Here is a 20,825-nt window from a genome sequence, read left to right on the forward strand (position 1 = left end):
AACGAACGAAATTATCTGATTTTATCAATTGATTTTATTTCAATTTAACCTCATTTTTGCTCATAAATTTAACAATATTCGGTCAATGGTTTTACTCAAGATGAAAAATAAGCGATTATCATCAGCAAAATAAAAAAGAATGAGTTCATCATTTTGTATTGATAAAGACTTAATCAATATAATCTGGTCGACTTATTTTTTGTTCGCCATGATATAAAGGCAGAGTATTAGGGGCAGAAATGATCCGTGATGATATTGAGAATAAGCTGATTTCACGCTTTTCACCGCATTTTTTACAAGTAATAAACGAAAGCCACCGCCATAATGTGCCTGAAGGCTCTGAAAGTCACTTTAAAGTCATTATTGTTAGTGATGAATTTAATGACAAGCGCAGTGTTTCACGCCATCGTGATGTGTATCAAACCTTAGCTCATGAAATGGAAAATGGTGTTCATGCTCTCGCATTGCATACTTTTACGTTGAGTGAATGGAATGAACAACAGGATAAAGCATTACGCTCTCCTGGATGTCGTGGTGGTAGCCAAGAAGATTAACAATGTTATCGTTAATCGTGAATAAATAGATCTAAGATGCGTATTTTTTGTTCTTTATAGAGGGAAAAAGGGGCGACTTACTCGATTTTATGAAAAAATTGAGGAATAAAACGGCTCTTTCTCGACTCAACCCCTCTAGATCGTTATAATGTCGCGTCTAATTTTCAGTAAGGTTTCGGGATGCTTCTGATATCAGGGATCCTCGTTTTTTTAAATGTGGCGGCCCCGGTTCTGAAAGGAAAATAAATCTAAATATGTCAATGTCATATTAGTTTCCTTTAAAGTAGACCGAGCACTAAAACTTATTTTGAGGTAACAAGATGCAAGTTTCTGTTGAAACGACTCAAGGCCTAGGGCGTCGTGTCACAATCACCGTACCAGCCGCTGATATCCAAACTGCTGTAGACAGTGAACTGAAAAAAGCTGCTAAGACTGTTCGCATTGATGGTTTCCGTAAAGGTCACGTCCCAATGTCTATGGTTAAACAGCGTTACGGTATGTCTGTACTGAATGATGTTCTTGGTGATTTAATGTCGCGTAATTTCATTAACGCTATCATCGAAAACAAAGTAAACCCAGTTGGCGCGCCTGACTACAAACCAGAGCAATACAAAGAAGGTGAAGACTTTGTTTACTCTGTAGAATTCGAAGTTTTCCCAGAAATCGAACTGAAAGGTCTGGAAAGCATTGAAGTTGTAAAACCAGTTGTCACAGTTAAAGACGAAGACGTTGATAACATGTTAGAAACACTGCGTAAGCAACAAGCAGAGTGGAAAGACAAAGACGGCGAAGTTGCAGCAGAAGATCGCGTAACTGTTGATTTCAACGGTTCTATTGACGGTGAAGAATTCGAAGGCGGAAAAGCTGAAGATTTCGTACTGGCAATGGGCCAAGGTCGTATGATCCCAGGTTTTGAAGAAGGCGTTATCGGTCATAAAGCTGGTGAAGAATTCACAATTGATGTGACTTTCCCAGAAGATTACCACGCTGAAAACCTGAAAGGTAAAAAAGCTCAATTCGCTATCAACCTGAAAAAAGTTGAAGAGCGTGAACTGCCAGAATTAACTGAAGAGTTCATCAAGCGTTTTGGTATTGCTGATGGTTCTGTTGATGGTTTGCGTGCAGAAGTACGTAAAAACATGGAACGTGAACTGAAAAATGCAATCCGTACTCGTGTTAAAACACAAGTTATTGATGGCTTAGTTAAAGCAAACGAAGTTGACGTACCTGCAGCCGCTGTAGACAGCGAAATTGAAGTTCTGCAACGTCAAGCAGCTCAACGCTTTGGTGGCGACGAGAAACAAGCTCTGCAATTACCACGTGAATTGTTCGAAGAACAAGCTAAACGTCGCGTAATCGTTGGATTATTGTTAGGTGAAGTGATCAATAGTAATGAACTGAAAGCAGAAGACGAGCGTGTTAATACACTGATCGACGAAATGGCTTCAGCTTACGAAGATCCATCAGAAGTTGTTGAGTTCTACAACAAGAACGAACAGCTTATGAATAACATCCGTAATCTTGCATTAGAAGAGCAAGCGGTAGAAAAAATCTTAGCAAATGCTAAAGTAACTGAAAAAGAGACTAACTTCACTGAACTGATGAATGAAGTTCAAATGGGTTAATTCTTAACCGCGATATCGGTTTTAAGCAAAAACCCGTGGTTTTTACCACGGGTTTTTTTCAGTTTGTATATATTTATCAAAATTAGCCTTGAAATCTGAGCGATTATCTCCAGATAATTCTATATTCTCTTTATCACTCCTCGCGAGGCGCCTTGAATGTCTTGTGAGAGATTAGATCATTAGAAATGGTCATGATCAATTATCTCAAGTAAAATTGTTGTCATTGGCACCAATAAGAATGCAATAGGAGACAGACATGTCATTTAACGACACACAGGAACAATTCGCACCTAATATGGCTCTGGTGCCGATGGTTATAGAGCAAACTTCGCGAGGAGAGCGTTCTTACGACATTTATTCACGTTTATTAAAAGAACGTATCATTTTCCTGACTGGCCAAGTTGAAGATCACATGGCTAATCTGATCGTCGCTCAAATGCTATTTTTAGAAGCAGAAAACCCAGAAAAAGACATCAATCTATATATCAATTCACCAGGTGGTGTAATTACTGCGGGTATGTCCATTTATGACACCATGCAGTATATCAAAGCTGATGTCAGCACGATTTGTATGGGACAAGCGTGTTCAATGGGCGCTTTCTTATTATCAGCGGGTGCAAAGGGTAAACGTATTTGCTTGCCTAACTCTCGTGTGATGATCCACCAACCATTAGGCGGTTACCAAGGTCAGGCGACAGATATTCAAATTCATGCACAAGAAATTTTGAAAGTAAAATCGCGTATGAATGAATTAATGGCTCAGCATACGGGTAAATCTATTGAAGAAATAGAAAGAGACACTGAGCGTGATCGTTTCTTATCCGCTAACGAAGCGTTAGAATACGGATTAGTGGATAAAGTCTATACACAACGTAGTTAATTACAGCGAGTTGTAATAGCAACTGAATTAACATGTTTCCTTTGTTATAGAATTAGGCAAAGGAAACTGCCATTAATATCTCTATGTAAAAAGTCTTTCTTCTTCTTATCAATCAATAAGAAGAATAACTAAGTGAGGTTGACTGATGACAGATAAGCGCAAAGATAGCTCAGGGAAGCTTCTGTATTGCTCTTTCTGCGGTAAAAGCCAGCATGAAGTGAAGAAATTGATCGCTGGCCCGTCGGTTTATATTTGTGATGAATGTGTTGATCTTTGTGTCGATATCATTCGTGAAGAAATAAAAGAACTGGCGCCTCATCATGAACGCAGTGAATTGCCAACGCCACATGAAATTCGTAAGCACCTTGATGACTATGTTATCGGTCAAGAATTGGCTAAAAAAGTTCTGGCTGTTGCCGTTTATAATCACTATAAACGCCTGCGTAATGGCGATAAAGCCAATGGTGTTGAGCTAGGAAAAAGTAATATTTTGCTGATTGGGCCCACAGGTAGTGGTAAAACGCTATTAGCAGAAACATTAGCACGCTACCTTGATGTTCCTTTTACTATGGCAGATGCCACAACGCTGACAGAAGCGGGTTATGTGGGTGAAGATGTTGAAAACATTATTCAAAAACTGCTACAAAAATGTGATTACGATGTGCAAAAAGCACAACGTGGTATTGTTTATATTGATGAAATTGACAAGATCACTCGTAAATCTGAAAACCCATCAATTACACGCGATGTGTCTGGTGAAGGTGTACAGCAAGCATTATTGAAACTAGTTGAAGGAACGGTGGCTTCGGTTCCTCCTCAAGGTGGACGTAAGCACCCACAACAAGAATTTTTACAGGTTGATACCTCTAAAATCCTCTTTATTTGTGGTGGTGCATTTGCTGGCCTTGATAAAGTTGTTGCACAACGTTTAAATACACACTCTGGTATTGGTTTTGGTGCAGAAGTCAAAAGCCAAAAAGAAAAAGCCAGCGAAGGTGAATTATTAGCTCAAGTTGAACCAGAAGATCTGATTAAATTTGGACTTATTCCCGAATTTATTGGACGTTTACCTGTTGTTGCGACATTAGGTGAGTTAAACGAAGATGCACTGATCCAAATCTTACAAGAACCTAAAAATGCACTGACAAAACAATATCAGGCATTATTTAAGTTAGAGGGTGTGGATTTAGAATTCCGTAAAGAAGCGCTGACTGCAATCGCAAAAAAAGCCATGGTACGTAAAACAGGTGCTCGTGGTTTACGCTCAATTGTTGAAGCTGCATTACTTGATACGATGTATGACCTTCCTTCATTTGAAAATGCAGAGAAAGTTGTTATTGATGAAGGTGTCATCAATGGAAAATCTGAGCCGTTGATTATTTATAGCCAACCAGAAAACCAAGCATCAGGTGAATAATGCATCGTAATTTGGCAATGTCTCTTATCTGACATTATCTGTAATTTTCTCTTAAATAGACGAGAAATTTAAGATAAAGCGCGCCAACGCAATAAAAATGAGGGAATTTTCCCTCATTTTGTTTTTTTAATGGGTAAGGCTATTGAATGTCAGAAAAGTGCCCTTATATATTTTGACAATCCGTGGAATTAATTTTATTTGGTGACATGCGAATAAAATTACCTGTAAAAGCGTTAAGCTAAAAACGAAGAGAGAGCTCTATGAATCCTGAGCGTCCAGAACGTATTGAAATACCTGTATTGCCATTACGTGATGTCGTTGTATATCCGCATATGGTGATCCCGTTGTTCGTTGGTCGTGAAAAATCTATTCATTGCTTAGAAGCAGCGATGAACGACAACAAACAAATTATGCTGGTTGCGCAGAAAGATGCATCTACTGACGAACCAGGTGTTAATGATCTTTTTTCTGTCGGTACAGTTGCCTCTGTTTTACAGATGCTAAAATTACCTGATGGAACAGTAAAAGTCCTTGTTGAAGGTATTCGTCGTGCCAAAATTACGATGTTATCTGACAATGGTGAGTACTTTCAGGCGAAAGCAGAATACCTTGAAACGCCAGCTGTTGATGAGCGTGAACAAGAAGTCTTAAATCGTACAACGATTAATCAGTTTGAAGGTTATATCAAACTGAATAAAAAAATTCCGCCAGAAGTATTGGCCTCATTACATGCTATCGAAGAATCAGCAAAATTAGCAGATACCATTGCTTCTCATATGCCGCTGAAACTGAAAGATAAGCAAGCTGTACTTGAAATGTCTGATGTGACTGAACGCCTAGAATACTTAATGGCGATGATGGAATCAGAAATCGATCTGCTACAAGTCGAAAAACGCATTCGTAACCGTGTTAAAAAGCAGATGGAAAAAAGTCAGCGAGAGTATTATCTCAATGAACAAATGAAAGCTATTCAAAAAGAGTTAGGTGAGATGGATGATGCACCTGATGAAATGGAATCGCTGAAACGTAAAATCGATGCTGCAAAAATGCCAAAAGAGGCAAAAGAAAAGACAGAAGCAGAACTTCAGAAATTAAAAATGATGTCGCCAATGTCAGCAGAAGCTACGGTTGTACGTAGTTATATCGATTGGATGGTTCAAGTTCCTTGGAATAGTCGTAGCAAAGTTAAAAAAGACTTAGTGAAAGCGCAAGAAGTGCTTGATACTGACCATTATGGTTTAGAACGAGTTAAAGAGCGTATCCTTGAATATCTCGCGGTACAGTCTCGAGTTAGCAAAATTAAAGGGCCAATTCTGTGCTTAGTAGGGCCTCCTGGTGTGGGTAAAACCTCTCTGGGCCAATCTATTGCTAAAGCAACAGGTCGTAAATATGTTCGTATGGCGTTAGGTGGTGTACGTGATGAAGCCGAAATCCGTGGTCACCGTCGTACATATATTGGTTCTATGCCAGGTAAATTAATTCAGAAAATGGCAAAAGTTGGTGTAAAAAACCCACTTTTCCTATTAGATGAAATTGATAAGATGTCATCAGACATGCGAGGTGATCCAGCATCTGCACTGCTAGAGGTGTTAGATCCAGAACAAAATATCGCATTTAACGACCATTATTTGGAAGTTGATTACGATCTGTCTGATGTTATGTTTGTGGCGACATCTAACTCCATGAATATACCGGCACCGCTGTTAGATCGTATGGAAGTTATTCGTTTATCGGGTTATACCGAAGATGAAAAGCTGAACATCGCTAAACAGCACTTGTTACCAAAACAGATTGAACGTAATGCATTAAAACCAAGTGAGCTGACAATCCATGACAGCGCCATTATGGGTATTATTCGTTATTACACTCGTGAAGCAGGTGTACGTAGTTTAGAGCGCGAAATTTCTAAATTATGCCGTAAAGCAGTGAAACAACTGCTGATGGATAGCACAATCAAACATATTGAGATTAACGAAGATAATCTCAAAGACTATTTAGGTGTTCGTAAAGTGGACTACGGTCGTGCTGATACTGAAAACCGAGTAGGTATGGTAACAGGACTTGCATGGACAGAAGTTGGTGGTGATCTACTAACAATTGAAACAGCGAGTGTCCCAGGTAAAGGTAAGCTAACATTCACCGGCTCTTTAGGTGAAGTTATGCAAGAATCTATCCAAGCAGCAATGATGGTTGTTCGTGCTCGTGCGGATAAGCTGGGTATCAATAGCGATTTCTATGAAAAACGTGACATGCACGTACACGTTCCTGAAGGTGCGACACCAAAAGATGGTCCAAGTGCGGGTATTGCAATGTGTACCGCATTGGTATCAAGCTTAACAGGTAACCCTGTTCGTTCTGATGTTGCTATGACGGGTGAAATTACGTTACGCGGACAAGTATTGCCAATTGGCGGACTGAAAGAAAAGTTACTTGCTGCACATCGTGGTGGAATTAAGACTGTTCTTATCCCAGATGAAAATAAACGTGATTTAGAAGAAATTCCTGAAAATATTGTTGCTGACCTGGATATTCACCCGGTGAAAACAATTGAGGAAGTTTTATCGTTAGCCCTACAAAACTCGCCGTTTGGCATGGAAATTGTGACAGATAAATCGCACTAAAAAGTGATGCTAGTCATGAATTATAGCTAAAAAAAAGGCTGGATAAGTAATAAAAGCTTGCCAGCCTTTTTTTGTGTCGCTAATTTAATGGGGATTTTAATTAATAATGCTGTTTTATCGGTCTTGCTATATCTAAAAAGGCTTGATATAACGACGTTTGCAAAATTTGCCATTAATGGTGAAAAATAACGCATAAAATTATGGGGATGAAAGCGTGAATAAAACTCAACTGATCGACAAAATTGCTGCAAATGCAGATATCTCAAAAGCGGCAGCAGGTCGTGTTGTAGATGCTCTGGTTGCTTCTATCACTGAATCTTTACAAAAAGGTGATGATGTAGCATTAGTAGGTTTCGGTACTTTTACTGTACGTGACCGTGCAGCTCGTACTGGCCGTAACCCACAAACTGGTAAAGAAATTCAAATTGAAGCTGCAAAAGTTCCTGCATTCCGTGCGGGTAAAGGCTTAAAAGACGCAGTTAATCAATAATAGTTGAACGAAATTTCTGCCAAAGAGTTATTAACTTAACGTTATGGATAAACAGAAAACGACTCAATTAAAAAATGAAGCGCATCTTTTTGAGATGCGCTTTTCTTTTTTTAGATGTTAAATCACGATTAAACCTTGAATTCTCTGGCGATAAGACGTGAAACTAAAGTAGTCATTTGATAGAATGTCGCGTTGTTCTATAACTGAAATAGACAACAATGAAGGATTCAGTGATGAGTTAAATCAATGAATCAAATAATGCTGTTTAGTTTTCTTAGTGATAGAAAGTGCGTGTTTAAGACTGCACATTGAATACGGGACTGGCTGTTTTTAATGATTGTCGCGTGTCGCGATATTTTGATATTAAGCCAGCATGGGCATATTATCTTTTCGCTGTGCTCAAAATAGTCGTGTAACACTCATAAAAATAATTTTTATTTCACCAAACGGAGCCTCGTCTCGTTATGATGGACAACATTCGTTCAACTGCTAATAATCCATTTATCAAGATATTATTAGCTGTGATCATCCTCTCTTTCGTCCTAACTGGTATGGGCGGATATCTCTTTAGTTCTGGCGTTAATGATGCTGCGGAAGTTAACGGATATAAAATTAGCCGTTCTCAATTAGAGCAAGCTTACCAGCAACGTCGCGCTCAGTTACAACAAGATATGGGTGAAAACTTTGCTGCTCTTGCTTCATCAGAAGAAGGTCAGAAACTGATCCGCCAACAATCACTTGATTTACTTATTAATCAAGCCTTACTTGATCAATTTGCACAAAATCTTGGTATTTCAGCGGGCGATCAACAAATTAGAGATGCAATTTTTGCGCTTCCTTACTTTCAAACTAATGGCAAATTTGACAATAAAAAATACGTCGATTTATTGAAAGGCAATAATATTGATGCTGATGCATTTGCAGAAGGTATTCGCCAAAATCTTATCAATCAGCAATTAAGATTCTCTATCCAAAGCACTGATTTTGCCTTAGAGAGCGAAGTTAAAGAATTTGCAGGACTGATGCTGCAAAGTCGTAACGTACGCTTAGCGTCATTAGATATTCAGCCATTCCTTGAAAAAGAAACGGCGTCAGACGATGAAGTGAAGGCGTTCTATGAACAAAATAACCAAATGTTTATCGCACCAGAGCAATTTAAAGTCAGTTATATTCAATTAAATGCTCAAAAAGATCTTAATAGCATTAATATTACCGATGATGAAGCAAAAGCGTATTACGACAACAATATCGATGAATTTACAGCTGCGGGACAGAAACAATACAGCATCTTAGTGTTAGCTGATGAAGCTGCGGCGAAAGCAGCAGCAGAAGAACTGAAAAAAGGTGCAGACTTCGTTACGTTAGTCAAAGAAAAATCAGTTGATACTTTCTCTGCAAAACAAAATGGTTCTTTAGGTTGGATAACCATCGGGCAAGAATTACCCGAACTGGCTAATGCGAGTTTGACAGAAAAAGGCCAACTTTCTGCACCTGTTAAAATCAGCAATGGTTACGCAATTTTCCGCCTTGATGATATTAAACAATCTGTTGTAAAACCGTTTGACGAAGTGAAAACAGATTTACTGGCAAAAATGCGCGAAAACAAAGCTATCGATGATTTCTTTGCATTGCAACAACGCGTGAGTCAGGCAGCCTCTAATGATAACGACACATTAGCACCCGCAGCTAAAGCGGGTAATGTGACGGTTGTTGATACAGATTGGTTTGATGAAAATACCGTACCAGCACCATTAAATAATGAAAAACTGACCCAATTAATTTTTGGTGGCTCATTAGTTGATGAAAATGGCCCTACGGGCATGAATTCAGATATGGTGACGTTAGGCAATGACAGTGCATTTGTCGTGCGTGTAGAGGGTTATAAGCCTTCTGCAAGCCTACCGTTAGATAAAGTTCGTGATCAAGTTGTTATGCTCGTTAAACAGCAAAAAGCATCGCAAGCAATGAATACACAAGCGCAGAAAATTTTAGCTGCATTAAAAGAAGGCAAAGGTGATGAAGCACTAAAAGCGGCTAACCTTTCTTTTGGTAATGTGGAAAGCATTGTTCATTCATCTGCGACAGATGCAGTTCAAACCGCTATTTTTGCTATGCCTAAGCCTGCTGACGGCAAAAAAGAATATGGTATGACTAATGTGCCAGGCACTAAGGTTGTCTTTATTCAATTAGATAGCGTGACTGATGGCAAACCAACATCAGAGCAATTAGAGTTTATGGCTAACCTCTATCGTGCGCAGATGGGCGAAGAAGCTTTACAACTGATTTTACGTGATTTAAAAGACAACGCTAAAATTGAGATTTTCGACAAAGATTATCAATAAGTTATCTTTAAATCTTAATAGAAACCCAGCTTAGGCTGGGTTTTTTTATGGGTATCAAATATTGATATTGAGAGTTTATATCTATTTTTTCTTAAAAAAGAATATTTGAGAGTAATCCCGATAATTTTTTTGTAACTCAGCTTTTGTTCATTTTATTTTTCCTATTCTCTCGACATTTTATTTTTATGTAATTGCAGGTTTATTAATATCTTGTCATTATTTTTTTGCATTCAGAAAACACTGTTTGCTATTGAATTTAAAGTTATTTTATAAAAGGAAATTATGATTATGACGATGGATAAAAAAGTGTTATCAGGATTTATGGCTTCAATCTGCCTTGCTTTAGGACTAGGACTTTCACCGCTTTCTTATGCAGAAGAAACACCTGTTTCAACCCCCTCGATTTCTATTGAAACGAGCACATCTGTTGATAAAAATGCAAAAGAAGTAAAATAAAATGTAGGAGATAAGGTTGATTTAAATACAGCAACGGTTGATGAGTTAATGGGGCTTAAAGGTATTGGTAAAGCAAAAGCTCAAGCTATTATTGATTACCGTGAACAATTGGGTCGATTTACCTCTATTGAACAACTTGAAAAAGTATTTGGTATAGGGATGAAATTAGTCGAACAAAATCGTGATTTTATCGTCATAAACTAATGAGCTAACTTGCATTTTATATTGCATGTAGTTCGTTTACTGAAAAGACAAATATTGTTTTAATAACGTGTGTTTCTCTTTGTAATTAAGAGAAACACATTTCCATTGAATTGATTCGTTAAATGGAGTGAACGATAAAAAAGCTAAATTGAGATATTACTAAATTTATTTTTTTGACTATATTTATTGTATCGCAAAAAAAACGTTATCAAGATTTTTAATATAATAATCAAGAGGTAATGGATTTATATGAGTACATTAATTAAAGTTTATGGTTTTCATTTGGATGTTTTTGAGCATGTGAATAATGCACGTTACCTTGAGTTTTTAGAACAAGCCCGATGGGATTGGATTGAACAACATTTAGATTTTGCTTGGTTTAAGCGTAATGGTTTGGCGTTAGTAGTCGCTAATATCAATATTAATTATCGCTTACCAGCAAGTCTTGGTGATGAGTTAATTATTGACTGTGAAGTTGCTGAAGTTGGGATTAAAAGTGGTGTATTGTCTCAAAAGATAGTCAGAAAAAAAGATGGTGCGCTTATTTCTGATGCATTAATCACTTTTGTTCTTGTAGATATTAATACTAAAAAAGCACTGACCTTAACGGATCAATTAAGAGAAAAACTAGAGTATGTACGTCAAGCATCATAATCTAGAGTGATTTCACATTATAAAATAAATAAGGGTAATTCAACCAAGATGAGTTAACTTAACGTAATTTAAGGTAGTGATAATGCATGAGTGGTTATCACTGCCTAAGCTAACAAGTTGCAGTGATAACTATCAGTGGACGATATTACAGTAACTATTTTAATCCTACTTTCTGTTTCATTGCCTGCATGATTTGCTTTTTATCAGCTAAATAAGTGTTTAATCCGCGTTGTCTTAAATGGCAAGCGGCACATTCACCACAGCCATCACCTTGAACACCGTTATAGCAGGTTAAGGTTTCATGGCGAACAAAATCTAATTTTTGGTAATAATCTGCTAATGCCCAAGTTTCAGCTTTATCTAGCCACATTAATGGAGTGATGAATTTAATATCTCGCGCAATACCTAAATTGACTGCATGATTTAGTGCTTTGACAAATTCATCACGACAATCAGGATAGCCAGAAAAATCAGTCTCACAAACTCCTGTAATGACACTTTCAGCCCCAATTTGGTAAGCATAAATAGCTGCTAAAGTGAGGAAAAGAATATTTCTACCCGGTACAAAGGTACTTGGAATATCACTTTCTTCACTTTCTTTGAAATCAGGAACAGGTATATTGTCGCGAGTTAAACTACTGATAGCGAGTTCATTGAGTAAATTTACATCCAAAACCTTATGCGCAGTTGCTCCCAGTAATTGACTTACTTTTTGTGCTACCTCAATTTCTTCTTTATGACGTTGCCCATAATTAAATGTGATGCAATGTACTTCATCGTACTTTTCTTTTGCTTGAATAAGGCATGTTGTCGAATCTTGCCCACCACTGAAGACAACGACCGTTTTTTTCATCGGAATACTCCTGAAAATCGAATTTACATAAGGATTAGTACGCATAAAAGTACATATATTATGACAATTTATTACCGATTTATCATTAGATGATTACTCTTATACTAAGGGGCAGGTTATCATTATTTTTTGTAGGGGCATATTTTGAAGGAGTATCTATGTTAGATAAGATTGACCGTAAATTATTAGCGCTATTACAGGAAGATTCAAGCCTCTCACTGAATACTTTGGCTGAGGCTGTTAACCTAACCTCAACACCTTGCTGGAAACGATTGAAACGACTCGAGGATGACGGTTATATTCGTAAACGAGTTGCCCTACTTGATAGCGAAAAAATTGGGCTAGGTCTAACAGTTATTGTTATGATTAGAACACAGCAACATAATAGCGAATGGTACGAACAGTTTGTTTCATTTGTTAAGCAAATGCCAGAAGTACTGACATTCTATCGAATGGCGGGTGAGTGTGATTATCTAATGCATGTTGAAGTGGTAGACATGAAAAGTTACGACTTGTTTTATAAGCGTATGGTTAATGGTGTACCAGGTCTTATTGACGTAACTTCTAACTTCGCAATGGAAAAAATTAAATACACAACGGCAATGCCGATACCTGAATAAGGTTCATCTTTACCAACTGGCACTTTTATTTTTTGTATAACCTTAGGATTTAAGGCGTGGCTCTATTTTCACAGCTCAGTTGGTATTTTCTTAGTGAATGGCGTCGTTATGTCGGTGCCATTTTCTTATTGATGGTTATCGCAGTATTACAGGTGATCCCTCCTAAAATTGTAGGGATCATTGTGGATGGTGTTGATAATCATAGTCTATCGTTTAGCCAAGTAATGAATTGGGTTGGTGTGATGGTGTTAATTGCCCTCGCAGTTTATCTTTTACGTTATTTTTGGCGACTTTGGTTATTTGGTGCTTCTTATCAATTAGCCGTAAAACTGCGAATGCAGATTTATCAACAGCTTAATCAGCAATCCTCTTCTTTTTATCATCGTTATCGTACTGGCGATTTGATCGCTCGTACCACGAATGACGTTGATAAAGTCGTTTTTGCGGCTGGAGAAGGCGTTCTAACTTTAGTTGATTCAATGGTGATGGGACTTGCTGTACTTGTGATGATGAGTATCCAGTTAAGTTGGGAACTAACACTAATTTCACTATTACCTATGCCACTAATGGCCATTTTGATTAAACGTTATGGTGATAAGTTACATAGCCGTTTTAAAACCGCGCAGGCACTTTTTTCGTCACTGAATAACCAAGCACAAGAAAGTCTGAGCAGTATTCGCATGATCAAATCATTCGGGCTTGAACAACAGCATGCTTCTCGTTTCGATGATGTTGCAAAAGAAACTGGGCGTCAAAATATGCGTGTTGCAAGAATTGATGCTTTGTTTGATCCCACTATTTTTATGGCGATCGGTTTTGCTAATTTGTTCGCAGTTGCTGGTGGGAGCTATCTGGTACTCAATGACAAAATGACATTAGGTGAATTAACTAGTTTTGTTATGTATTTAGGTCAAATGATTTGGCCTATGTTAGCGCTGGCATGGATGTTTAATATTGTTGAACGTGGTAGTGCTGCCTACAGCCGAATTAATAGCTTATTGAATGAAAAACTCGATATGATTGATGGTGATTTATCACCGAAACAAGGTCGAGGGGTATTATCTGTTGATATCGACCGCTTTCAGTATCCTGAACAAACAACAGATGTGCTTAAAAATATTCATTTCACCTTATCTCCCGGCGATATGTTGGGAATTTGCGGAATGACTGGTAGTGGGAAAAGTACGCTACTCACCGTTATCCAACGACTTTACGATGTAACTGAAGGTGAAATTTGTTTTCAATCCATACCTATTTACCAATTAAAACTCGATGAGTGGCGAGCGCGTTTAGCTGTAGTTAATCAAACACCTTTTTTATTTTCAGATACCATTGCCGGAAACATCGCATTAGGACGTCCTAATGCAACTAAAGATGAAATTGAAGCGGTAGCTAAACTGGCAAATATTCATGATGATATTCTGCGTTTACCTGAAGGGTATCAAACGCAGGTAGGTGAAAAAGGTGTGATGCTATCTGGTGGGCAAAAACAGCGTATTTCTATTGCGCGAGCGCTACTATTAGATGCGGAAATTTTGTTATTAGATGACGCATTATCTGCCGTTGATGGACAAACTGAATATCAAATTTTACAAAATTTGTCACAATGGCGAAAAGATAGAACGTTGATTATCAGTGCACATCGTTTATCTGCTTTGGTTGGTGCTACTAATATCCTAGTGTTAAAACAAGGCGAAATTGTAGAACAAGGTACGCATCAACAATTAATTTCAATACCTGGTTGGTATCAAGATATGTACCATTATCAGCAATTAGAGGCCGCGCTGGATGACGATCAGTAAAAATAAATCCGTTAAAGCGCTATTCCCTGCATTAAAGCGTCTTTTAACTTATGGTAAAACCTATCGCAAACCTATGACATGGGGCGTCATTATGTTGTGGGTAGCTGCAGTTGCAGAGGTGGGTGGCCCATTAATTGTGGGTTATTTCATTGATAAAAAAGTGGCTACGAATAATGTTGAATTAACATCTTCATTAGGTTTGGCATTGGCATTTATTCTTTTACAAATAATTGCAGCGACACTTCATTATTATCAGGCAATTGTGTTTAACCATGCGGCTGTTGGGGTTGTACAACAATTACGCACAGATGTGATGAGCGCTGCACTAAAACAACCATTAAGTGCTTTTGATAATCAACCGGTAGGTCAATTAATTTCTCGTGTAACGAATGATACCGAAACAATTAAAGATTTGTTTGTTAACGTCTTACCGACATTGTTTCGTGCCATTGCGTTAGTGGTTGTTATGTTAATTGCCATGTTCTTATTAGAGTGGCAAATGGCATTGGTAGCGATGACTATCTTCCCAGCTGTTATTGGTGTGATGATGCTATATCAGCGACTCAGTACACCGATAGTCCGCAATGTACGCCATTTTCTTGCCAATATTAATGATGGTTTCCATGAAGTTATCAATGGAATGTCTGTGATCCAGCAATTTAGGCAACAAGCTCGATTTGGTCAAAGAATGTCAGATGATAGCTGGCAGCATTATCAGGCCCGTATGAAAGCATTAAAACTTGATGGGCTGTTATTGCGTCCTTTGCTAAGCATGCTCTCTGCGTTGGTTTTGTGTGGCTTATTGATGCTATTTGGCTATCAAGGTAGTGCGGTTATCGGTGTTGGGGTGATTTATGCGTTTATTAGTTATTTGGGGCGATTAAATGAACCGTTAATCACATTGACATCGCAACAGTCCATTTTGCAACAAGCGGTTGTTTCAGGTGAACGTGTTTTTGAATTGATGGATGCACCTTCACAACATTATGGCTCATCATCACATATCATTACTCAAGGTAATATTGATGTTAATTCCTTATGGTTTGCCTATCGTGATGAACAATGGGTATTAAAGGATATCAACTTAGCTATTCCTGCTCGTCATTTTGTGGCATTTGTTGGACATACTGGGAGCGGTAAAAGTACGTTAGCAAGTCTGTTGATGGGAAATTACCCTTGGCAAAAAGGGAATGTTTATTTAGATGAGCAACCTTTAGAGGATTACTCGCATTATGCGTTGCGCAGTGGTATTGCTATGGTGCAACAAGATCCAGTTTTATTATCAGGTTCGTTGTATGACAACATTGCATTAGGGCGAGAATGTGATGAATCACATTTATGGCAGGTGTTAGAAACAGTACAACTTGATCAATGGGCTAAAGCATTACCAGAAGAATTACAAACAGAACTTGGCGAACAAGGTAGTCGCTTATCTGCGGGGCAAAAACAGTTACTTGCATTAGCGCGTGTATTATTAATACCACCTTGTATTCTTATTCTTGATGAAGCAACAGCGAATATTGATTCAGGAACAGAGCAAGCCATACAGAAGGCATTAAAAGTAGTAAGAGAAAAAACAACCCTGATTGTTATTGCTCATCGACTTTCAACTATTATTGAAGCCAATGAAATTGTGGTGCTTCATCGTGGTGCAATTGTTGAGCAGGGTGATCACATGGAATTACTCTCACAAAAAGGACGATACTATAATATGTTTCAATTACAGCAGGTTAGAGAGTCTTTACAAGAACAAAATCCTGTCGAAGTAGAATAATTGACTTAAAATTAATATCTGATTTTTTTTAGAGGGCACATAAAACTATGTGCCCTTTTTTATTTCCCATTATTTCGCTTTTATCAAAATAGCAGGCTTATGTTTGCACCAATTCGGTGAGTTTATTAGTTCTATTTTTTAATAATTTAAATTTTTCTTTAAATATCATTATATTAAAAATTGGCATGTCCTTTGCTTTATAAACGTTGTTCTTTCTTACATAGACGAGGTTTATATGAAATATATCATCGCCATAATTAAGCCATTTAAATTAGAAGAGGTCAGAGAGTTACTTTCTGAGTTGGGTATAAAAGGGATGACAATCAGTGAAGTAAAGGGATATGGGCGACAGAAAGGGCATGCTGAGCTTTACCGAGGAGCCGAATATGAAGTCAATTTTCTTCCTAAAGTGAAAATAGAACTCGCCATCAGCGATGAGCAACTTGAGCCTGTTATGCAAACAATTATGCAAGCGACAGATACGGGTAAAGTGGGAGATGGCAAAATTTTTGTTTTAGAATTATTACAAGCTGTTCGTATTCGTACGGGTGAGTTTGGTGATGAGGCTCTTTAAAGGAGAATTTCGATGAAAAGCTTACTTTCTTTATTATTAATGTTAGTGCTTACAAACTTTTCTTCATCAGCACTTGCCTCTGAAGTCTCGGTTATCGATAAAGCTGATAATGGTTTTATGTTGATTTGCACGGCTCTGGTCTTTTTTATGACTATCCCTGGTATTGCCCTGTTTTATGGGGGATTGCTGAGAAGTAAAAATGTGCTCTCGTTGATAACACAAGTGATGATGATCTTTAGTGTCGTGGTCATTCTTTGGATAACTTTTGGCTATAGTTTAGCTTTTACTGCGGGTAATAAAGTGTGGGGTGGGTGGTCACTTACTTTTTTGAGTAATATTTCTTTGGCGTCTGTTTCAGGTTCAATTAATCAATATGTACACATTGCCTTTCAAGGTTCTTTTGCTGTGATAACGATTGCCTTGATTGTTGGCGCATTGGGTGAGCGAGTCCGCTTTTCTGCGTTGATTATTTTTACGATTATTTGGTTTACGTTTTCTTATATTCCGATCGCTCACATGGTATGGGGAGAAGGTGGCTGGTTAATTGATGATGGCGCACTTGATTTTGCAGGCGGAACAGTGGTTCATATCAATGCAGCTGTTGCTGCCCTTGTTGGTGCTTACTTACTCGGTAAACGACGTGATTACCAACATACAGCCCTTAAACCTCATAATCTACCGATGGTATTTATTGGAACGGCTGTGCTTTATATTGGTTGGTTTGGTTTTAATGCAGGCTCTGCGGGAAGTGCAAATGCAATTGCAGCTTTAGCATTTTTGAACACAGTGATTGCAACTGCGGGAGCGGTACTTTCTTGGACTTTATCTGAATGGCTAGTCAGAGGAAAGCCATCAATGTTAGGCAGTTGCTCGGGTTGTATTGCTGGACTGGTGGCAATTACGCCAGCAGCGGGTACAGTCGGTGTTATGGGCGCATTATTTATTGGTGTAACAGGGGGAGTTATTGGGCTTTGGGGGGTTGTTATTTTAAAACGGTGGCTAAAAGCCGATGATGTTTGTGATGTTTTTGGCATTCATGGAACTTGTGGCATTGTGGGGTGTTTGTTAACGGGGGTATTTACGGCTTCATTTTTAGGGGGGGTGGGCTATAGCGATGGCATGACATTAAGCAAGCAAGTTTTAATACAGTTAATGAGTGTTGTTATTACAGTGATTTGGTCAGGTGTTGTCGCTTATCTTAGTTTTAAAATCGCAGATAAGCTGGTGGGGTTACGAGTTTCTGAAGAAGAAGAGCATGATGGATTAGATTTAACTTCTCATGGTGAACGTGCTTATCAGCAGTAATTGTCTATTCCCCCTCTTTTGAGGGGGGAATATGTTTATTTAATTATTTTGTATGTTTAGGGCGTTTTTGACGAATAACTCCCTCTTGAACGGATGAAGCAACTAATTGGCCATTCGTGTTAAAGAATTTACCTCTAACAAATCCCCTTCCTCCTGATGCCGATGGGCTTTCAATTACATACAGTAACCAGTCATCAATACGGAATGGACGATGAAACCACATTGAATGGTCTATCGTTGCTACTTGAAGACTTGGATCCATAAATCCTAAACCATAAGGTTGGAGTGCTGTGGGTAAGAAGTCAAAATCAGAAACATAGCCCAACATATATTGATGTAAAAAAGGATCTGATGGCATTTCACCACGACTACGATACCAAACATAGCGTTCAGCGGGTGCCTTAGAATAGCCAAAAGGGCTAAAGTATTGTACTGGACGAGCTTCAAAAGGGGTTTCTCGTAATGCTAAAGATTTAATCGGCTCTGGTAATTTAGGTGCCAATTTTTTCAAAATATCATCTTGTGAGATAAGCTCATTAGGAAAAGGAACATCGGGCATTGTATCTTGATGCTCAAAACCTTCCTCAAACTCTTGAAAAGAAACCGTCATATAGAAAATAGGTTTACCCTGTTGGATAGCACTGACTCTGCGTGTGCTAAATGAACCTCCATCACGAATAAATTCTACATCATAAATAATGGGTTTATGGCTATCACCGGGGCGTAAAAAATAGCTGTGAAAGGAATTAATATAGCGATTATCTGCAATAGTTTGTTTTGCTGCATACAGTGCCTGTCCTACAACTTGACCACCAAAAACTTGTGGTAATCCTAAATCTTCGCTTTGCCCTCTAAATAGGCCTTCTTCTATTTTTTCAAGTGCCATTAAATTGATGAGATCTTTCAATGCCTGACTCATAGTGTACCTGTACCATTAGATCGGGTTATTTTTTATAAAGTGATTATATACAATCCTAAGGATATAAAAAAAACAATCTCCTTTTTATCTTCGATAGCAACCTAATGATAAATGAACATAGGAAATGAGATTATTGTTTATTAGCTTATTGAATACGATCTTATGGGTTTATGAAAGGCAAAAAGAGCGCTAAAGGTAGATGAATAAGAGACAAGCCTTAATTTGAGTAATTAATCATCACTTAGGCTCACTGTCCTTGCTATTTTTGTGAGTTTAAAACATAATGCGTGACGTCTTAGCAATAAGACAATCTATGGGGTCTTGTTGGTTCTCCCGCAACACTAACTTGTTAACTCGGTCAGGTCCGGAAGGAAGCAGCCATGGCAGGTGTCGTGTGTGCCGGGATGTCGCTGGCAAGGCCCCACCCAATTTCTAGCCTTCGTAATTTATCTTTTCCTATTTTTTCTCACTAATACGCTTTTTGTGTATTATTTCCTCATTTTTGAACATCAATATTACGTATGTAGAAAATAATAAATTCAATGTATGACCGTATTATTAGAAAATGAATGATGATATTTATAATATGGAAGGGGGATTTTGGGTAAAATAATGCAGTCATGCCGTAATAAGTTAACGGCATGATGGTGTGTAATCATACTACTGATAAGAAAACGTGAATAAAAACGATATCTAAATTAAGAACTAATAACCCTACTACTATAAAAAATAAAAATAGCAAAAATAAAATTAAGGTAATTAAATAGAACTAAATTATCTTACAAACTTCCAAACAGATGCTGGAATTTTGTCATAGAGTTTATTCATAGTGAGCTCAGCTAAACGATGATCAGCAGCTGAATAAAATAGCTCCAGCTCATCATCAGAGAGTTCGTATTTGTTTTTTTCAATTACTCGCTCTAATGTTTCGATTGAGGTGCATTTTCTTAAACGCATTAGATAGTCTGTCTTAGTCATGTTGTCTTTTCTCTATTATTTAGAATAAAACTAAAGATAATTAAATTTACTTAATATAACTTTTTGGGTTTTTGGCTATAAGGGTTAAAAGCGAATGATTTAACTCTTTCCAATTATTGATGTCTGAGTAAGAAATTGATGTATTACCAAATAAACGATATGTTTCTTCAAGGTACTCTTCTATAAGAGTGTTAATTATTTGTTTATCTGGGTGTTTAATCTTAAATTTCCAACTAAAGTCCATAATGTGTTCAATTAAGACATTAAGGTCAACGCTTTTTGTGCTACTCAGATCATTGTGCCAAACGGTGCTGCCTTTATCTAATGAGCCTAAAGCTTGCTGTAATAGCTCTTCACATAAAAACGACAATTCAGCTAAATCTACTTTTTCTGGTGAATATTCGTCCATAACTTATCGTGGCTGAATTAATAGAAAATATTCATTAATAATGGTAAATACGTAGAGTTAGACTTATTAATGAGACACATCACATAATTCATTAATGGATTAATAAAAAAACACAAACTCGAGATTGGGCATTTATATTTGCCCGTATGCTAAAAGAGTTTAATAATTATATATATTATTTCTAACAAAGTAATAGCATACCAAAAGATGATATCAAATACTCATTGCATACAAGGGAGTTTAAAAAATACACAATAAAAATGTTTCTTTGCTTAATATAGCACTATTATCGCATAAGTCACTATCTGAACAACAGAATTTTGTCTATTTTCGTAAAAATTAATATAT

General features: G+C 37.6%; 18 protein-coding genes, 1 other RNA gene and 1 pseudogene. 16 read left to right on the forward strand and 4 right to left on the reverse strand.

Translation table 11 applies throughout. The annotated features are described in order from the left end of the window. Positions 1 to 239: 239 nt before the first annotated feature. From bolA to GTH24_RS03585, 10 genes and pseudogenes are all read left to right on the forward strand, one after another. Positions 240 to 554, forward strand: coding sequence for a transcriptional regulator BolA (gene bolA, locus GTH24_RS03545; RefSeq protein ID WP_072069384.1), 315 nt, complete (start codon positions 240 to 242; stop codon positions 552 to 554). 320 nt (positions 555 to 874) lie between these two features. After that, entirely contained in the window at positions 875 to 2,179 is a 1,305-nt protein-coding gene (gene tig / locus GTH24_RS03550; protein WP_072069383.1) for a trigger factor, read from the forward strand. A 256-nt stretch (positions 2,180 to 2,435) separates the two neighbouring features. Further along, positions 2,436 to 3,059, forward strand: a complete 624-nt coding sequence (clpP, locus tag GTH24_RS03555; protein WP_004245088.1) for an ATP-dependent Clp endopeptidase proteolytic subunit ClpP — start codon at positions 2,436 to 2,438, stop codon at positions 3,057 to 3,059. A gap of 145 nt (positions 3,060 to 3,204) precedes the next feature. Further along, positions 3,205 to 4,476, forward strand: a complete 1,272-nt coding sequence (gene clpX / locus GTH24_RS03560; RefSeq protein ID WP_036932880.1) for an ATP-dependent protease ATP-binding subunit ClpX — start codon at positions 3,205 to 3,207, stop codon at positions 4,474 to 4,476. Positions 4,477 to 4,736: 260 nt separating this feature from the next. Further along, positions 4,737 to 7,097 carry an endopeptidase La gene (lon, locus tag GTH24_RS03565; RefSeq protein ID WP_164525955.1) on the forward strand — a complete coding sequence of 787 codons (2,361 nt, stop codon included), beginning with the start codon at positions 4,737 to 4,739 and terminating at the stop codon, positions 7,095 to 7,097. Positions 7,098 to 7,311: 214 nt separating this feature from the next. Then, positions 7,312 to 7,587 (forward strand): nucleoid-associated protein HU-beta, encoded by a 276-nt coding sequence (hupB, locus tag GTH24_RS03570; protein ID WP_036911695.1) that lies wholly within the window; start codon positions 7,312 to 7,314, stop codon positions 7,585 to 7,587. Positions 7,588 to 8,051: 464 nt separating this feature from the next. Next, a complete protein-coding gene (gene ppiD / locus GTH24_RS03575; protein ID WP_164525956.1) occupies positions 8,052 to 9,929 on the forward strand; it encodes a peptidylprolyl isomerase in 1,878 nt (625 codons plus the stop codon). 288 nt (positions 9,930 to 10,217) lie between these two features. Further along, positions 10,218 to 10,385, forward strand: coding sequence for a hypothetical protein (locus GTH24_RS22080; RefSeq protein ID WP_241254019.1), 168 nt, complete (start codon positions 10,218 to 10,220; stop codon positions 10,383 to 10,385). Between the two features lie 18 nt (positions 10,386 to 10,403). After that, positions 10,404 to 10,589: pseudogene (locus tag GTH24_RS22085) on the forward strand (ComEA family DNA-binding protein); the annotation flags it as partial. Between the two features lie 249 nt (positions 10,590 to 10,838). Then, positions 10,839 to 11,243, forward strand: coding sequence for an acyl-CoA thioesterase (locus tag GTH24_RS03585; RefSeq protein ID WP_072069380.1), 405 nt, complete (start codon positions 10,839 to 10,841; stop codon positions 11,241 to 11,243). Positions 11,244 to 11,397: 154 nt separating this feature from the next. On the opposite strand, the gene queC is transcribed toward GTH24_RS03585, so the two are convergent. Further along, the gene (gene queC, locus GTH24_RS03590) at positions 11,398 to 12,096 is read right to left on the reverse strand and encodes a 7-cyano-7-deazaguanine synthase QueC (protein WP_072069379.1); all 699 of its coding nucleotides are present in this window, start codon (positions 12,094 to 12,096) and stop codon (positions 11,398 to 11,400) included. A gap of 158 nt (positions 12,097 to 12,254) precedes the next feature. Here queC and GTH24_RS03595 point away from each other — a divergent pair, with 158 nt between their 5' ends. From GTH24_RS03595 to amtB, 5 genes are all read left to right on the forward strand, one after another. Continuing rightward, the gene (locus GTH24_RS03595; RefSeq protein ID WP_072069378.1) at positions 12,255 to 12,716 is read left to right on the forward strand and encodes an Lrp/AsnC family transcriptional regulator; all 462 of its coding nucleotides are present in this window, start codon (positions 12,255 to 12,257) and stop codon (positions 12,714 to 12,716) included. 56 nt (positions 12,717 to 12,772) lie between these two features. Beyond that, positions 12,773 to 14,518, forward strand: a complete 1,746-nt coding sequence (locus tag GTH24_RS03600; RefSeq protein ID WP_164525957.1) for a SmdA family multidrug ABC transporter permease/ATP-binding protein — start codon at positions 12,773 to 12,775, stop codon at positions 14,516 to 14,518. After that, positions 14,505 to 16,292, forward strand: a complete 1,788-nt coding sequence (locus GTH24_RS03605; RefSeq protein ID WP_164525958.1) for a SmdB family multidrug efflux ABC transporter permease/ATP-binding protein — start codon at positions 14,505 to 14,507, stop codon at positions 16,290 to 16,292. The genes GTH24_RS03600 and GTH24_RS03605 overlap by 14 nt, the downstream gene beginning before the upstream one ends. Before the next feature lie 235 nt (positions 16,293 to 16,527). After that, positions 16,528 to 16,866, forward strand: a complete 339-nt coding sequence (locus GTH24_RS03610; RefSeq protein WP_072069375.1) for a P-II family nitrogen regulator — start codon at positions 16,528 to 16,530, stop codon at positions 16,864 to 16,866. Between the two features lie 12 nt (positions 16,867 to 16,878). Next, complete coding sequence (gene amtB, locus GTH24_RS03615; RefSeq protein ID WP_072069374.1) at positions 16,879 to 18,171, forward strand: ammonium transporter AmtB; 1,293 nt, start codon at positions 16,879 to 16,881, stop codon at positions 18,169 to 18,171. A gap of 43 nt (positions 18,172 to 18,214) precedes the next feature. Here amtB and tesB read toward each other — a convergent pair whose 3' ends face one another. Then, positions 18,215 to 19,090: an acyl-CoA thioesterase II gene (gene tesB, locus GTH24_RS03620; RefSeq protein ID WP_072069373.1), complete on the reverse strand. Its 876-nt coding sequence runs from the start codon at positions 19,088 to 19,090 to the stop codon at positions 18,215 to 18,217. 322 nt (positions 19,091 to 19,412) lie between these two features. Here tesB and ffs point away from each other — a divergent pair. Further along, positions 19,413 to 19,509, forward strand: an RNA gene (gene ffs / locus GTH24_RS03625) — signal recognition particle sRNA small type. Positions 19,510 to 19,864: 355 nt separating this feature from the next. On the opposite strand, the gene GTH24_RS03630 is transcribed toward ffs, so the two are convergent. Continuing rightward, positions 19,865 to 20,068, reverse strand: coding sequence for an HHA domain-containing protein (locus GTH24_RS03630; RefSeq protein WP_006535062.1), 204 nt, complete (start codon positions 20,066 to 20,068; stop codon positions 19,865 to 19,867). 46 nt (positions 20,069 to 20,114) lie between these two features. Further along, positions 20,115 to 20,477 (reverse strand): Hha toxicity modulator TomB, encoded by a 363-nt coding sequence (tomB, locus tag GTH24_RS03635; RefSeq protein WP_072069372.1) that lies wholly within the window; start codon positions 20,475 to 20,477, stop codon positions 20,115 to 20,117. Positions 20,478 to 20,825: the final 348 nt, after the last annotated feature.

The sequence above is a fragment of the Proteus vulgaris genome, assembly GCF_011045815.1.
In the GTDB taxonomy this organism is placed as follows: domain Bacteria; phylum Pseudomonadota; class Gammaproteobacteria; order Enterobacterales; family Enterobacteriaceae; genus Proteus; species Proteus vulgaris_B.